Source organism: Allobosea spartocytisi (assembly GCF_014764685.1).
Taxonomy (GTDB): Bacteria; Pseudomonadota; Alphaproteobacteria; order Rhizobiales; family Beijerinckiaceae; genus Allobosea; species Allobosea spartocytisi.
Genome location: NZ_JACXWY010000001.1, coordinates 544,377 through 559,891, shown reverse-complemented (window position 1 = coordinate 559,891; position 15,515 = coordinate 544,377). Strand labels below are relative to the sequence as shown.

Genomic DNA, 15,515 nt, shown 5'->3' with positions numbered 1-15,515 from the left:
GGTCGATCGGTCTTGGACGAGGCCACCATGCCCCTCGTCGCATTGCGCGGGGTCTCAAAGCGCTTCGGCAACGGGACGCTCGCCGTGCGCGACGTCGATCTCGATCTCGCCGCCGGGGAGTTCGTCAGCCTGCTCGGCCCCTCCGGCTGCGGGAAGTCGACCCTGCTGCGCATGATCGCGGGCCTGGGCGCGCCGAGCGCGGGCACGATCGCCTGGCCGGGCCGCGACGAAAAGGCGACCGGGCCGGGGCGCGATCTCGGCTTCGTCTTCCAGGATCCGACGCTGATGCCCTGGGCGAATGCGCTCGCCAACGTCATGCTGCCGCTGACCTTGCAGAGGTTGCCGCGGGCGGAAGCGGAGCAGCGTGCCGCCGCGATGCTCGCTCTCGTCGGGCTGAAGGGCTTCGAGACATCCTATCCGCGCGAACTCTCCGGCGGCATGAAGATGCGCGTCTCGATCGCCCGCGCCCTGGTGATGCGGCCACGCATCCTGCTGATGGACGAGCCCTTCGCCGCGCTCGACGAGATCACCCGCCATCGCCTCAACGACGATTTGCTCGCGCTCTGGGCGCAAGAGCGCTTCACGGCCGTCTTCGTCACCCATTCGGTCTTCGAGTCGGTCTATCTCTCGCAGCGCATCGTGGTGATGGCGGCCCGGCCCGGGCGCATCATCGCCGATCTGCCGGTCGCAGCCGCCTATCCGCGCGACGACCTCTTCCGCACCTCCGGCGAATATGCCCATCTCTGCCGCATCGCTTCCGGCAAACTCAAGGAAGCGATCGGCCCATGAGCGCGCCTGAGGATACCCTGGCGCGCGAGGCTGCCGCTGCCGAGGCTCTGCCGGTTCCGGCCGAGCCCCGCTTCCTCGGTTTGCCGGTCAGCATCTGGCCCCGCATCCTCGCGCCGCTGGTCATCGGCGTTCTGGTGCTGACGCTCTGGGAGCTGGCCGTCCGCTGGAACGACATCCCGCCCTATGTCCTGCCCGGACCGCTGCTTATCGGCCGGACCCTAGTCGAGGATTGGGCGACGCTCTCCGCCTCGCTCTGGGTGACGTTGCGCATCACCTTCCTGGCGCTCGCGGCAGCCATCCTCATCGGCGTGGCGCTGGCGGTGCTGTTCAGCCAGTCGAAATGGCTGGAAATGGCGCTCCTGCCCTATGCGATCGTCCTGCAGGTGACGCCGATCGTCGCCATCGCGCCGCTGATCATCATCTGGGCTGATGACATCGACCTGTCGCTGCTGATCTGCGCCTGGATCGTCGCCTTCTTCCCGATCCTGTCGAACACGATCCTGGGCTTGAGCGCGGCCGACCACAACCTCGTCAATCTGTTCGAGCTCTATGGCGCCAGCCGCTGGCAGACCTTGCGCTATCTCAAGCTGCCGGCGGCGCTGCCTTATTTCCTGGCGGGGCTGAAAGTGTCGGGCGGCCTCGCTTTGATCGGCGCGGTCGTCGCCGAATTCGTCGCCGGCACCGGCGGCAATGCCTCGGGGCTGGCCTATCGCATCCTCGAGGCCGGCTACCAGCTCAAGATCCCGCGGGTCTTCGCGGCGCTGGCGATGATCTCGCTGTCGGGAGTCGCGATCTTCCTGGCGACGAGCCTGATCTCGCATCTCCTGCTGCGCCGCTGGCACGAAACCGCGTTGCGGCGGGAGAATTGAGCGTTCCGGCTCAGACGAAATAGGCGAGCTTGCGCTCGGCCGGCAGCGCATCGATCTCGCGCAGCGCCGCTTCGGACGGAGCGGCGGCGGCCTGCATGCGCGCGGGCGCCTGAGGGGCCGTTTCGGCCTGGGTGAAGACGAGGTCGTCGTCCAGCAGATCGATCGTTCCGATCCGCTTTTCGGTGCTTGCCACGTCGTCGAGACTATGCGGCTGCGTTTGGTCGCTGCTTGCGGTGCCGAAACGGCCGTCCGCGACGCTGTCTTCGCTCGCCCGTGCCGGCCGGGGAGGCAGGCCAGCCAGTTCCGTCGCCGTCAGGTAGTGCGGGCTCGGATCGCGCGTGATCTCGCCGAAGGCGCGCAGGCTCGAATCGAGCATGGCGATGGTGTCCGCGATCTTGTCGATGCGCTGGACGACGCCATCGACGAGACTGACGGCCTGCGAGATATCCGCGGCATGTTGGTCGAGCCTGTCGCAGAGATGATCCTCGGCGCCGGCCTCGCGCAGCGTCCAGGCGACCTCCTGGATGTTCTCCGTCGCACCCAGAATGCGGCCGGCGGCTGTTTCGATCTGCATGGCGAGGCCGGAGGCGCGTTCCTGGGACCTGCCGCTGATCCGTTCGAGATCGATGCGCAGGTCGCTGATCAGGGCGGCGGCTTCGATCAGGCTGGCATCCCGGCTCGTCTCCTGCACGCCGAGGCCGACGACGCGCTCGATCCGGCCGATCGCGGTCAGGAGCTGAGCGGTGTCCGCCTGTCGGTTGCGCTTGGCGTATTCGGCCATGAACCAGCGGCCGCGCGAAGTCTCCATCACCGCCGCCTCGATGGCGTCGAAGTCGGTTTGGCTCAGCGGTGTCAGGGAGCGGGCATCGCTCATGACCGGTCTGCCTTCGCAAGGGACGGCCGAATCAGCGACGGCCGCAACGTGAACGGGGCAAGATTGCGCGACGATTTCTTAAGGAATTGCTGCTTCGGCGGGCAGGCGGGGTTCCATGCTATGGCGCTTCGGCAACGCTCCTCCGGCGTAATGCCGCACGGGGGCTGTCCGGCTTGCCAAGCGTCCCCGGCGCGGCAATACAAGGCAAAGGGGTGGATTCCGACGCTGAGCGACGCCGAAACGGCAGGAGTGCCGCTCGGCCGGGTGAGGGACATCACGGGCATATGCCGAGCGTTGACACCGCCGAGCCTCAGGCGATTTTCCGCGATGATGCCGGAACGCTCGCAGTCGCGCTGGCCGGGTCCTGGAGCGCGGACCGGGCGCCGCGGCTGGAGAAGCTGATCGGCGAGATCGCCGGACGCATGCCGCAAGCGGCGCATGCGCGCCTCGACCTGTCGGACGTGACCCGGCTCGACACGCTCGGCGCCTATGTCCTGAACCGCCTGAAATCGAGGCAGGAGCGGCAGGGCGCCTCCGTCGAGATCGTCAGCCGCAGGCCCGAGCACGGCATCCTGCTCGCCGAGGTCAAGGTCCATGACGAGGACGTGCCGCTGCATCCGGACCATTTCAGCGTGGTCAGCGTGCTCGCCAATGTCGGCGAGGCCATCATCCGTTTCGGCCGCGACATGGTCGGCGGCGCCATGTTCCTCGGCGAGGTGGTGGTCGGCTCGGTCGCCGTGCTGCTCGGGCCGCGCAAGTTCCGCGGCCCCTCGCTGGTCAATCAGGTCGAGCTGATCGCCTTCAACGGCGCGCCGATCATCATGCTGATCTCCTTCCTGGTCGGCTGCATCGTCGCGCAGCAGGGTATCTTTCAGCTCCAGCAGTTCGGCGCGACGGCCTTCGTCGTGAACCTGACCGGCATCCTCATCCTGCGCGAGCTTTCGGTTCTCCTGACCTCGATCATGATCGCCGGCCGCTCGGGCTCGGCCTTCACCGCCGAGATCGGCTCGATGAAGATGCGCGAGGAGATCGACGCGCTGCGCGTGATGGGGCTTGATCCGATCGAGGTGCTGGTGGTGCCGCGCATCCTGGCGCTGGTGATCTCGCTGCCGATCCTGACCTTCATCTCATCGATGGCGGGCCTGACCGGCGCGGGTCTCGTCGCCTGGCTCTATGGCGGCATCGGCGTCGACACCTTCCTGGCCCGGCTCCAATCGGTCATCACCTGGAAGCATTTCGCCGTCGGCCTGATCAAGGCGCCTTTCATGGCCTTCGTCATCGGGCTCATCGCCTCGATCGAAGGGCTGGCGGTCAAGGGCTCGGCAGAATCGCTGGGCCGACAGGTCACGGCCTCGGTGGTCAAGGCGATCTTCATGGTCATCGTCGTCGACGGGCTTTTCGCCATGTTCTTCGCCTCGATCGAGTTCTGACGATGGGCGAGCACGAGATCTCCCGCGCGGCGGCCGCTCGGCGCGGACATGAGGGCGAACCCGGCCGGCGGGGCGAGCCGGACGCCGTCATCCGGGTGCGCGACCTCAAGGTCGCCTTCGGTGACAAGGTCATCATGGATGGCCTCAACCTGGACGTGATGCGCGGCGAGATCCTCGGTTTCGTCGGCGGTTCCGGCCAGGGCAAATCGGTGCTGACCCGGACGATCCTCGGCCTGGTGCGCAAGCAACGCGGCACCATCGAGGTCTTCGGCGAGAACGTCGACAAGCTCAACGCGTCGCAGCGCCGCGTGCTGGAGCGTCGCTTCGGCGTGATGTTCCAGCAGGGCGCCCTGTTCTCGGCCCTGACCGTCAAGCAGAACATCCAGGTCCCGATGCGGGAATATCTCAAGCTCTCGCCGGACCTGCTCGACGAGCTGGCCATGGTGAAGCTCGATCTCGTCGGCCTCCCGGCCGATGCGGCGGACAAGGTGCCATCCGAGCTCTCGGGCGGCATGATCAAGCGCGCCGCGCTCGCTCGCGCACTCGCGCTCGATCCCGAGATCGTCTTCCTCGACGAGCCGACCTCCGGCCTCGACCCGATCGGCGCGGCCGAGTTCGACGATCTCATCATGACGCTGAAGCAGACGCTCGGCCTCACCGTCTTCATGGTGACCCACGATCTCGACAGTCTATATGATGCCTGCGACCGAATCGCTGCGCTGGCGGACAAGAAGGTGATTGCGGTCGGAACGCTGGAGACGATGCTGGAATCCGACCATCCCTGGCTGAAGGCCTATTTCGGCGGTGAGCGCGCCACGGCCCGGCAACAATCCGGGAAACGAGAGCGGAACGGCTAGTCCATGGAATCGCGCGCGAACTACGCTCTCGTCGGCCTTTTTACCCTCGCGGTGCTCGCTGCGGCCTTCGGCTTCGTCTACTGGTTCAACAGCGGCGGCGCCGGGCGCAAGGACAACATCCGCGTGATCTTCACCGGATCGGTCACGGGCCTCGGGCGCGGCTCGAGCGTGCTGTTCAACGGTTTGCGCGTCGGCGAGGTGACGAGCATCGAGCTTCAGCCCGATGATCCGCGCCGGATCTACGCCGTCATCCAGGTTGCCGCGACCACGCCCATCCGGGAAGACACGCGCGCGCGCATCGAAGCTCAGGGGCTTGCGGGCGTCGTCGCGCTCCAGCTCATCGGCGGCGCGCCCGACGCGCCGGTCCTGAAGGCCAAGCCCGGCGAGCCGATGGCGACGATCATCGCCGAACGTTCGGAACTGCAGGACATCATCGAGACCGTTCGCAACGTCGCCCAGCGCGCGGACGGTGTCCTGACCTCGCTGGACGGCCTGATCAAGCAGAACCGCGAGCCGATCAACAACACGGTCCGCAATGTCGAGAAATTCTCGGAGGCGCTCGGCAAGAACTCCGACGGGCTCGACAAGCTGATGGCCGGCTTCGGCAACATCGCCGACACCATCCAGCCGCTGTCGCAGAAGCTGCAGTCGCTCAGCGAGGAGTTGACCGGCGTCGTTCAATCCGTGGACCGGAAGAAGGTCGCGAGCATCGTCGACAATGTCGACAAGTTCACCGGCGCGCTCGGCGGCTCCAGCGAGGATGTCGGCAAGGCGGTGAAGGATGTCGCCTCGATCACCGCGAAGCTCAATCGCGCGGCCGATCAGGTCGAGGGCGTGCTGAAGGGGGCACAGGCCTTCCTGAACACGGCTTCGGGCCCCGATGGCCGCAGCGCGCTGAACGAGGTCGCCGACGCCGCGAAGTCGATCCGCGTGCTGGCCGACAATCTCGACGCGCGCACGGCGGAGATCACGGTCGGAATCAACCGCTTCACCGGTTCGGGGTTGCGCAATGTCGATTCCACTGTCTCGGAGGCCAAACGCGTGCTGACGGAACTCAATCGCACGCTCCGGAATTTCGAACGTAACCCGCAGCAACTCATCTTCGGCGGCAAGCCGCCGCTCCCGCAATACAACGGATCGCGCTAGCCGATGACGATCGAGGCTCCCCAGACCGCCATGGCCCGCCGCTGCCTGAGCGTGCTGGCGCTCTCCGTCGGGCTCGCCCTGGCAGGGTGCGGCGGCGGCCAGACGCCGACGACCTTCGACCTGACGGCCCCGAGCGGCTTCGGGCGCGTCGGCGGCTCGCATGCCACGATGGTGGTCGCGCGGCCGACCGCCGTGCAGGCGCTGGATTCGGACCGGGTCATCGTCAAGGATTCGGGCGGCGCGCTCTCCTTCCTCGGCGGGGCGCAATGGGCCGATCAGGTGCCGGCGCTGGTGCAGACCCGGCTGATCCAGACCTTCGAGAACGCCAGCCGCATCGGCTCGGTCTCCGCGCCGGGGCAGGGCATCACGCCGACCGTCCAGCTCGTGACCGATATCCGCAGCTTCAACATCGACGCGGCGTCGGGTTCGGCCGTCGTCGAGATCACCGCCAAGATCGTCGGCGACACGAGCGGCCGAATCCAGCGCGCGAAGCTGTTCTCGGCGCGTGTTCCGGCCGCGGCGGTGGATGGGCCGGGCGCGGCGCAAGCCCTCGACCGCGCCCTGTCGCAGGTGCTGGTCGACATCGTCCGCTGGGCGCGCTGATATCTGCGCTCACGATACCGGCGGTGGGCACTGCTCCCGCATCACCCGCCCGCCCGGGCCGAGTGGCGCGTCGATCTCCAGCCTCGGAGGCTGGCGCTTCTCATAGCCGCGGTACAGCGCCGTCAGCATAAGATCGGCGACGGCCGAAAAATCGGCGGCTGTCGCGGTGCTGACGAAGGCCTGGAAATTACCTTTCGTGGCGTCGCCCGAGAAGCCGAGCCGCTCCAGGGCGGAAAGGCCCTGCGGCGAGACGATCCTGATCCGGTTCTCCTCGGGTTTGGTCAGGAAGAAGCCCGACGCCACTTCGCACAGCATGCGCGCGTCGTCTTCGATGAACAGGCATTGCACATAATGCTCCGGCTGGCTCGTGTCCGCCAGGATGATGTAGCGGGCTTTCCGGTTCGGGTTGGCATGGATCTGGCCGAGCCGGCCGACGATCTCGCAGTGATAGGTGGAGAGGAAGGCGGCGAGATGATCGCTCTCCCGACCATCGACGGCCGAGGCGAAAAAGGCAGAGGCCAAGGCGAGTGCCGTTTTGAGCGAGCGACGATGCCGCACGGCCGTCCCCTCCTGAACAAATCGCGGCGACTATGGCGCAGGCCGCGGCCGCTGTCCCCCTAGATCGACGTGAATGAAAAAGGCCGCCCGGAAAGGGCGGCCTTCATCGTCTCCGCGAGGAGCGCCGTTCCTTACTCGAAGCGCCCGCTGGCATGGGCCAGCATGGTGTAGACCTTGCCCGTCTCCGAGGTGAGGTAGGTCTTCGCCACCATCGAGTCCCGGTCGTCCTTGGACGCTTCGCCGAGCAGCCGCTCGAACTCGTCGATGTAGCGATCGACCGTCTCGCGGAACTCCATGTCGCGCCGATACTTGCGGCGGATCTCGTCGAAGGTCTGCTGGCCCTGCAGGGTGTAGAGCCGGCGGGTGAAGACGTTGCGCTCGCCGCGCTTGTAGCGGTCCCACAGCTCGACGGCCGCGTCATGGTCGATCATCCGCGCGATGTCGACGGAGAGCGAATCGAGCTTCTCGATCGAATGCGTCGTCGGCTTGCTCACCTCCGGCGCCTTGTCGTCGCGGGAGGCGCGGACCAGCAGGTCCGAGAGCCAGCCGGCCTTGGCCGGCTGCTGCGGTTCGGGCGCGCGGCGCGGCGCCTCCTGAACCGGCGCGGGGCGCGGCGCAGGCTTGGCCTCGACGCGGCTCTCGGCCCGGGCAGGCGGCGCGCTGGGCGTCGGTTCCGGCGCGGCGTCGAGCGACGGGCGCAGCGCAGGGCCTTCAGCCGCTGGAGGCTTGGGCTGCGCCGGAGCCGTATAGACCGGGGCCGGCTGGGCCGCGGCCGGAGCGGAAACCACAGGTGCGGCGGCTCGGCGCGGCGGGGCCTGCTCGATCGGCAGCGAGACGTCGCCGCGCCGGCCGGAACGGGTCACGATCTCGGTGAGATCGTTCAGCGCCTTGATCTGCTCGGCAACGACCCGGCGCATCGCCGAGGCCGATTCCTGCGTCTCCTGCGGCAGCTCGAGGACGCCGCGCTTCAGCTCGGCGCGGGTGGCTTCCAGCTCGCGCTGGATGTCGACCGTGACGCCGCGCATGTCCTGCGCCGCCTTCTGGAAGCGGTCGGTTACCTTCGAGAGCTCGCCGTCGATCTCGGTCGTGACCTGGGCATAGGCCGCGCGCAGCGCCTCGGCCGTCCGCTCGCGTTCCTTGCCGGTCGCGGAACGGATCGTCTCGAACTGCTGGGCGATGGCGCTGGTCGTCGCCTCGGCCGAGTCGGAGAGCACGGCGCCGATCTGGCGCGCGCGCGCCTCGGCGGTGCCGAGCGACTCGTCGATCAGCGAGGCGAAGGAGCGGGTGATCGCCTCGACATCCTCGGTGCGCCCGCTGATCAGAGCGTGCAGCTCCTCCAGCGAATCGCGCCGCTCGGCGAGCGCCTTGCCGACGCGGGCCTCGACCTGCTCGAGCCGGCCGACCACGGCGTTGAGCGCCGCGCTGCTGGCCTGGGTGACCTCGCCGAGCGAGGCGCCCTTGTCGTCGAGCTTGGCGACGAGGGCGGTCGTCTCACGCAGCGTGCCTTCGGAGTAGTCCTTGAGGTCGGCGATCTGCGCGGTGACCTGCTGCGAGGCGCGGTTGGCCTCTTCCATCACCGTGCTGATCACGGTCTGCAACTCGCCGACGCGGGTCGACAGGCTGTTCTCGACGGCGGCCAGATTCTTGTTCGCGCCGTTGACGATCTGCTGCATCAGCTTGTTGGCCTCGCCGAGGCGGCCCAGCATGCCGCCCAGCTCGTCGCGCAACTGCTCATTGGTGCCGACCAGCGCGTCGATCGACTGGCGCGAGCCGGATTCGAGCGTCTCGCGCAGCGCATTGGACGATGCCTCGATCGCATTGGAGATGGCCGCGCCACGGTCGCGCAGACCCGCGACGAAGGCATTGCCGCGGTGCTCCAGCGCCCGCACCACCGTCTCGCCGGCGGCGGTGAAGGCGGCGGCCAGAGCCTGGCCACGCTCGTCGAGCGCTTCGACCATGCCGCTGCCCTTGGCATCGAAGAGGGCGCGCAGCGCCGCGGTCCGCTCGTCGAGCGCGCCGGAGATGGCCTCGCCCTGGCGGCCGAGCGCCTCGACGACATCGCCGCCCTTGCCCTCGAAGAGGACACGCAGCTGCTCGCTGCGCTGGTCGAGTGCGTTCGAGATGGCGTCGCCCCGGCGTCCGAGCGCGGCGACGATGCCGAGCCCGCGATCGTCGAACAGCGTCCGGAGCTGCTCGGCACGTTCGTTGAGCGCGGCGGCGATCGCCTCGCTCTGCTCCGTCAGCGTGGAAACCACACCGTTGCCGTTATGCTCGAACAGGGCGCGCAGTTCCTGCGCACGCTCGCTGAGCAAGGCGGCGATGAACTCCGAACGGCCCTGCAGGGTCGACGCGATCTCCTCGCCGCGCGTGTCGAGCGTCTGCGACACGGTGTCGAGCCGGCCCACCACGCGCTCCTCGAAGCGCGCCACGCTCTGGTCGAGCGTATCGGCGATCTGCAGCGCGCGGCCGCCGAGCGTGGCGTTGATCGTGTCGGCCTTGTCGCTGAGGGTGCGGGTGAGCGACTCGCTCTTGGAGGTGACGACCTCGCCGATCTCGTCCGCCTTGGCGGCCAGGGCGCGGGTGACCTCGCGTCCGCCTTCCGCCAGCACGCGGGCGATGTCGACCGTGCGCTCGACCAGCGCCTCGTTGAGGGCGGTGGCGCGCGAGCCGAGGCTGCCGTCGATGCGGGCGATCAGGCTGTCGAGCGCGCCGGCGATCTCGGCGCTCTTGGCGCCGGAACGCTCCTCGAACAGCTTGATCTGGCCCTCCATGGAATCCGCCGCCTCGCGGGTGCGCTCGGCGAGGAGGCTGGCCGCCTCCAGGGCGCGGGTGCCGACCTTGTCGGCCAGCGAGACGCCGTCCTGCGAGATCAGCTTCTCGACCTGCGCGATGCCGGTGTTGAGCGCCTCGGTGAGCTCGCGCGCATCGCCCGAGATCTTGGCCGTGAGCGAGCCGCCCTGATGGACGATGAGATCCTCGAAGGCGTTGAGGCGCGCGGCGAGGTTCTCCTCGACCTCGCGGCCCTGGCTGTCGAAGAGATGCGAGAGCGAGGCGAGGCGCATGCCGATCGCCGTCTCCATCTCGTGCCCGCGCTCGTCGAAGAGGCGGTTGAGCGCGTCATGGCGGCTGGCCAGCGCGTCGGCCAGCGCCTGGGCGCGGCCTTCGACGGAGCGCAGCATCGAGTCGGCGCTGGCCGCGAGGGCCTCGCCGACGCGTCCGTTCTGGTCGGTCAGCGCCAGGACGAGCTCGTTGCCGCGCTCGTCGAAGAGCTTGGTCAGCGCGTCGTGGCGGGTCGCCAGCGCCTCGGTCAGCGCCTGCGCGCGGTCCTCGACCGAGCGCAGCATCGACTGGGCGTTGGCGGAGAGCGCCTCGTTGACGCGCCCGCCCTGCTGGGTGAGGGCGAGCACGATCTCGCGGCCGGTGCCGGCGAGCATGGTGCGCGCATCCTCGGCGTGGACGGTGAAGGTGTCGCGCAGGCCCTGCGTCGCCTCGACGACACGGTCGGCGACATGGCGGCCATCGACATTGATCGTCTCGGTGAGGGTGCGGGTCGCTTCCGTCATGCGGCGCGCCAGTTCCTCGCTCTGCTCGCCGAGCAGCGTGTGGACCTCGCGGCCGGTGTCGACGAGACCGCGAACCGTCGCCTCGCGGTGCTCGCCGAGCAGCTGGCCGACCTTCTCGCTGGTTTCGCTGACGCTGGCGAGGAAGCCGGTCTGCTGCTGCTCCAGCGCCACGCGCGCGCCTTCGACCGCGTCGGTGATGCGGCCGGCCAGCGCCAGCCCGCGCTCGTCCAGCTTCTGGTCGATGCTTTCGCCGGTTTCGGCGAGGCGGCTGATGAGGGCGCCGCTGCGCTCGGAGAGGATGCCGTGGACCGAGCGGCCGACATCCGCGATGCGGCTGGCGACGAGCTGGCTCTCGTTGCCGAGCAGATCCTTGATCTCGAGCCCGGCCTGCGAAACCTTCACGGTCATCGCGCCCGTCTGCTCCTCGAGCAGGGCGCTGACGCGCTCGCCGGTCTCCGACAGGCCGGAGATCATGCGCTCGCTTTCCTGGCCGACGATGCGGCTGACATCATGGCCCGCCTGGGCCAGGCGGCTGACCAGGATCTCGCTCTCGTCGCGCAGGCGGGTTTCGACGGCATTGACCGCGCCGGACACGCTGGAGACCAGCGACTCGCTGCGCTCCTCGAGCAACCGCGCCACATCGGCGCCGGCACCCGAGACACGGGCGACGACGCTGTCGCTCTGCTCGCCGACGAGCTGGGCGAGATCGCGCCCCGCGCCGGAGACGCGCCCGACCAGTGCACTGGCCTGCTCGTCGAGCAGGCTATGGACGGCCTCGCCGGTCTCGTTGAGGCGCGTGACCAGTTTCCCGCCCTGCTCGTTGAAGAGGCCGTTTACCCGGTCGGCAACCTCGGTGATGCGGTGGGTCAGCGTGTCGCCATGCTTGTCGACGGTGGAGCCCAGCGTCTCGCTGGCGTCGCTGACGCGCAGGATGATCGCTTCGCCACGCTCGCGCAGCACGTCGTCGACCGATCGGACGGTTTCGTTGAGACGGCTGACCAGCGCGTCGCCATGCGTGCCGATGAGGCTGTGGACGCTCTCGCCGACCTCGTTGAGGCGCGAGGTGATGGCTTCGTTCTGCCGGCTGAGCAGGCTGTTGACGCCGCGCCCGACCTCGGTGAGGCGCACCGTGACGCTCTCACCCTCGGCGGAAAGCACGCTGCGCAGCGCCTCGCCGGATTCCGCCAGCCGCTGCTGCAGGGCCTCGCTCTGGCTCTCGATCAGCGAGACCATGCTGCGGCTGCTGACCTCGAAGCGCTCGGCCGCCTCGACGCCGCGGGCGGAGATGTCCTTGGCGAGGGTCTCGCCGGTGGTCTTCAGCGTCTCGTTGACGGTCTCGACGCGGGCGGTCAGCGTTTCCGCGACCTGCATGCCGGTCTCGCTGATCGCGCGGGTGACGTTCTGCGCCTCGTTCGTGAGGCCCTGGGTGAGGGCGACGCCGGTCTTTTCCAGCGAGCCCGCGATTTCCTTGGCGCGACCGTCGAGCATGGTCGAGAGGTTGTCGCTGGCGCCGGCGAGGCGCTCGGAGACTTCGCCCGAGGTGACCTGCAACCGCTCGACGAGATCGTGGCTGCGGCCGCTGATCTCCTCGATCATCCGTTCGCCGGCGCGGCCGAGCGCCTGGGTGATCTGGTCGCCCTTCGTGCCGAGCGAGCCGGTGACACGGTCGCCGGCCTGCGCGATCGCCTCGGCGATGGTGCGGCTGGCGCCGTCGAGATCCCTGGCGATGCCCTCATGCGCGCCGCTGATGGCGAGCTTGACGCGCTCGGCATTGCCGACCACGGCCTCGCGCTGCGTCACCAGCTCGTCGATGAGCGAGCGCAGGCGGATCTCGTTGTCGGCATAGGCGCGTTCCAGCGTCGAGATTTCGCCGCGGACGATGGTTTCGAGCTCACCGGCGCGTGCGACCGCACGCTCGATGCCGTCGCCCATGGCGGCGACCTCGCGGCGGATGGTCTGGCTCAGCGACAGGACGGAATCGGCGCCGGCCACCTCCGGCTCGGCCAGGCGCAGCGCGACTTCCGTCATCGCGCGCGAAATTAGGCGCATTTCTTGCGTGCGGCGGTAGAGCGCCGCGAGGACGAAGAAGAACACCACCGGCGCGCCGATCGAGAGCGCGAGCAGGGTCCATTCGCCGATGCCGAAGGCGGCGACCGGCTCCGGCAGGCCATTGCTGAAGGAGCCGTAGCGGCCGAGCAGGACGAAGGCGGCGCCGCCCAACCAGGCGAGCGAGGCCAGGCCGGCGAACCAGTAGGGCCTGCGCGAGGGGCGGACGGAGAAGGCCTGGACGAGCGAGCTGGAATCGCGCCGGTCGTCATTGGCGACGCGGCTCGTATCCGGGGCGATGGCGGCGCGCGGCGGCGGGGCCGCTTGCTGAGGCTGCGCCGTTGCCGCCGGAGGCGCGGTGACCGGGATGGCGGCCGGCTCGACGCGCGGCATGTCCAGCTTCAGATCGCTTTCGCTGGTGGTGGGCAGGCGCGGCTCGGCCTCGACCGGAGTTTCCGTCTCACCCTGCGGCTGTTCGAGGCGCAGGGCCTCCTCGATCGCCGACATCGCAGCTTCAGTGGGATCCTGGAGCTTCTTGGGTCGATTCATGGTTGCCGCCTCGCCACGCTACTGAAGATGGTCGCGAACTCATGCTCCGCCATCCGGACCGCCTCTGGCCGGATGAATGGAGACACTGCGCCCATCATTTACCAATTGGAAGGGTAGTGGAGGCCCGGAGCCTTGGAAACCCATTTGAGTGCCTGATTCACAAACGTCGTTAACGCCTCGTTCACCATCAAGGCGCTTCTTGAAAGGGGTCGATTTGCCCGTGCGGCCGGTCGATGTCACTGCGTTCACGAGTTTTACCATGTCCCAGAAGGCAATCGATACCGAGCATCTGTCCCGCCAGACCGGCGGCGACCGTGAACTCGAGCGCGAGCTGCTCACGCTCTTTGCCCAGCAATGCGCCACGCATCTGCGCACCATCCACGGCAGCGCCGATCCAAAGGCGCGCCTGGACGCGGCCCACAGCCTGAAGGGCGCTGCCCTCGCGGTGGGCGCCTGGCAGGTCGCCGAGGCGGCCGACCGGATCGAGCAGGGTCTCGGTCAGGGCGACAAGCACCCCACGGAAGCCGCGATGGATGCGCTGACTCTGGCCGCCGCCGAGGCGCGCGCCGTGATCTGCCGCTGCGACTGCGCGGCCTGAGCAGGCCGCCGCCGCATCGCCGCCGTTTCGCGCGAGCTGGAAATCCTCTAAGCGAGCAAGCGTCATGCCCGCGCGAGGCCGAGCGCGGGCGCGCCGGAGACAGGACATGCCGAACATCACCTATATCGATGCCCATGGGGAGAGCCGCACCGTCGAGGGCGAGGTCGGCGCGACCGTGATGGAAACGGCGATCCGCAACGAGGTCCCCGGCATCGAGGCCGAATGCGGCGGCGCCTGCGCCTGCGCGACCTGCCATGTCTATGTCGACGAGGCCTGGATGCCGAAGGTCGGCCAGCCCGAGCCGATGGAGGAGGACATGCTGGACTTCGCCTTCGACGTCCGGCCGAACTCGCGCCTCTCCTGCCAGATCCGCATCCGCCCCGAACTCGACGGCCTCGTGGTCCGCACGCCCGAGCGGCAGGGCTAGCGAAACGGGCGCGGCGTCGCCGCGCCTCGTGCCGCGCCCCATGCGCGATTTGCGTTGGATCAATGCGCCGGCGCTGGCAAACTCCAGAATGGTATCGCAACCAGCCTTGAGGAGTTCGCGATGTACAAGTCGATCATGGTCCCCGTCGATCTGGCCGAGGCGGAACTCGCCAGGCCGGCGATCGACGCAGCGGTCTCCTTCGCCAAGGCCTCCGGCGGTTCGGTGCGGCTGGTCTATGTCCGCTCGCTGATCCCGGTCACCTACATGGAGTTCGTGCCGAGCGATTTCGACACCGAGCAGCAGCAGGATGCCGAGGCCAAGCTCGCGGAGATCGCCGCGAAGGTCGATCTTCCGGCGGAGCAGGTTTCGGCCAAGGTGCTGATCGGCTCCGTGCATGGCGAGGTGCTGGCCGAGGCCGATGCCGGCGGCATCGACCTCATCGTCATCGGCTCGCATGAGCCGGGCATGCTGGCCTATGTGATCGGCTCGAATGCCTCGGCGATCGTGCGCCGCGCCAAGTGCTCGGTGCTGGTGGTGCGCCAGGCCTGAGCCGCATTCCGGCCGCAGCGTTGCGGCGGTCGAACCTCAGGACTTCGGCTCGCGCCCCGGCACGAGATCGTCCGGCACCTCGCCGGTCGCGAGTTCGCGCGGCCGGTTGAGCGAGATCAGCGGCCAGACCTGCCAACAGGACGCCGCCAGCAGCAGCAGCGCGAGCAGCGCCGCGCTGGTCTGGCCTTGCCGGAAGGCATGCAGCGCGAAATACGCGATCATCGCCAGCGAGAGCGCGCCGACGGCAGCGACCCCGAGCCAGATCGGTCCCGGCCGGCCACCGACGAAGCGGGCTTTTGGATTGGCGCGCGTGATCGCGGCCGCCAGCGCCGAGACGAAACGGTGATAACGGGCGTCGTCGCGATCGAGATCGGTCAGCGAACGCCAGGAGAGGTTGCCGAAGGTGACGGTCCTGCCGTCGCTGAGCCGCAGCTGGGTCTTGTAGCCTTTGGAGGAGATGTTGCCAGGGGCGAACACGTAGCGCACCTGCTCGACGGCGCTCAGCCGCAGCCGGTCGACCGCCCTGGTCCTGTCGATCTCCAGAAAGTCGCCGTCGAGCTTGTAGGCGATCTCGAAGCCGACCGGCTTCGGGCGCTGGCGCCAGCTCGGGGCGGTGTCGTCGTCAGGGTGCTCGGTCATGGGCGGCAGATAGAGCAA

The 15,515-nt window shown here is 68.6% G+C and carries 13 protein-coding genes; 9 read left to right on the top strand and 4 right to left on the bottom strand.

The window, feature by feature from the left end; all coding sequences use genetic code 11:
* The first annotated feature begins 27 nt into the window (after positions 1-27).
* Entirely contained in the window at positions 28-789 is a 762-nt protein-coding gene (locus IED13_RS02725) for an ABC transporter ATP-binding protein (RefSeq protein ID WP_113252099.1), read from the top strand.
* Complete coding sequence (locus IED13_RS02720; protein ID WP_191123278.1) at positions 786-1,658, top strand: ABC transporter permease; 873 nt, start codon at positions 786-788, stop codon at positions 1,656-1,658. The genes IED13_RS02725 and IED13_RS02720 overlap by 4 nt, the downstream gene beginning before the upstream one ends.
* A gap of 10 nt (positions 1,659-1,668) precedes the next feature.
* On the opposite strand, the gene IED13_RS02715 is transcribed toward IED13_RS02720, so the two are convergent.
* A complete protein-coding gene (locus IED13_RS02715; RefSeq protein WP_191123277.1) occupies positions 1,669-2,532 on the bottom strand; it encodes a hypothetical protein in 864 nt (287 codons plus the stop codon).
* 284 nt (positions 2,533-2,816) lie between these two features.
* On the opposite strand from IED13_RS02715, the gene IED13_RS02710 reads away from it, so the two are divergent.
* The 4 genes from IED13_RS02710 to IED13_RS02695 are packed head-to-tail and all read left to right on the top strand — an operon-like array spanning position 2,817 to position 6,568.
* Positions 2,817-3,962: an ABC transporter permease gene (locus IED13_RS02710; RefSeq protein WP_038361314.1), complete on the top strand. Its 1,146-nt coding sequence runs from the start codon at positions 2,817-2,819 to the stop codon at positions 3,960-3,962.
* Positions 3,963-3,964: 2 nt separating this feature from the next.
* Positions 3,965-4,819: an ABC transporter ATP-binding protein gene (locus IED13_RS02705; RefSeq protein WP_191123276.1), complete on the top strand. Its 855-nt coding sequence runs from the start codon at positions 3,965-3,967 to the stop codon at positions 4,817-4,819.
* Positions 4,820-4,822: 3 nt separating this feature from the next.
* Entirely contained in the window at positions 4,823-5,965 is a 1,143-nt protein-coding gene (locus IED13_RS02700; protein ID WP_038361315.1) for an MlaD family protein, read from the top strand.
* 3 nt (positions 5,966-5,968) lie between these two features.
* Entirely contained in the window at positions 5,969-6,568 is a 600-nt protein-coding gene (locus IED13_RS02695; protein ID WP_191123275.1) for an ABC-type transport auxiliary lipoprotein family protein, read from the top strand.
* 9 nt (positions 6,569-6,577) lie between these two features.
* Here IED13_RS02695 and IED13_RS02690 read toward each other — a convergent pair whose 3' ends face one another.
* A complete protein-coding gene (locus IED13_RS02690) occupies positions 6,578-7,126 on the bottom strand; it encodes a TY-Chap domain-containing protein (RefSeq protein ID WP_210323467.1) in 549 nt (182 codons plus the stop codon).
* A gap of 131 nt (positions 7,127-7,257) precedes the next feature.
* The gene (locus IED13_RS02685) at positions 7,258-13,284 is read right to left on the bottom strand and encodes an apolipoprotein A-IV repeat region-like domain-containing protein (RefSeq protein WP_191123273.1); all 6,027 of its coding nucleotides are present in this window, start codon (positions 13,282-13,284) and stop codon (positions 7,258-7,260) included.
* Between the two features lie 259 nt (positions 13,285-13,543).
* Here IED13_RS02685 and IED13_RS02680 point away from each other — a divergent pair, with 259 nt between their 5' ends.
* The 3 genes from IED13_RS02680 (at position 13,544) to IED13_RS02670 (ending at position 14,858) form a co-directional block, all read left to right on the top strand.
* Positions 13,544-13,882, top strand: coding sequence for an Hpt domain-containing protein (locus tag IED13_RS02680; protein WP_038361318.1), 339 nt, complete (start codon positions 13,544-13,546; stop codon positions 13,880-13,882).
* Between the two features lie 106 nt (positions 13,883-13,988).
* A complete protein-coding gene (locus IED13_RS02675; protein ID WP_038361320.1) occupies positions 13,989-14,309 on the top strand; it encodes a 2Fe-2S iron-sulfur cluster-binding protein in 321 nt (106 codons plus the stop codon).
* Between the two features lie 120 nt (positions 14,310-14,429).
* A complete protein-coding gene (locus IED13_RS02670) occupies positions 14,430-14,858 on the top strand; it encodes a universal stress protein (RefSeq protein ID WP_038361322.1) in 429 nt (142 codons plus the stop codon).
* A 36-nt stretch (positions 14,859-14,894) separates the two neighbouring features.
* Here IED13_RS02670 and IED13_RS02665 read toward each other — a convergent pair whose 3' ends face one another.
* Positions 14,895-15,497: a hypothetical protein gene (locus IED13_RS02665; protein ID WP_191123272.1), complete on the bottom strand. Its 603-nt coding sequence runs from the start codon at positions 15,495-15,497 to the stop codon at positions 14,895-14,897.
* Positions 15,498-15,515 lie beyond the last annotated feature (18 nt).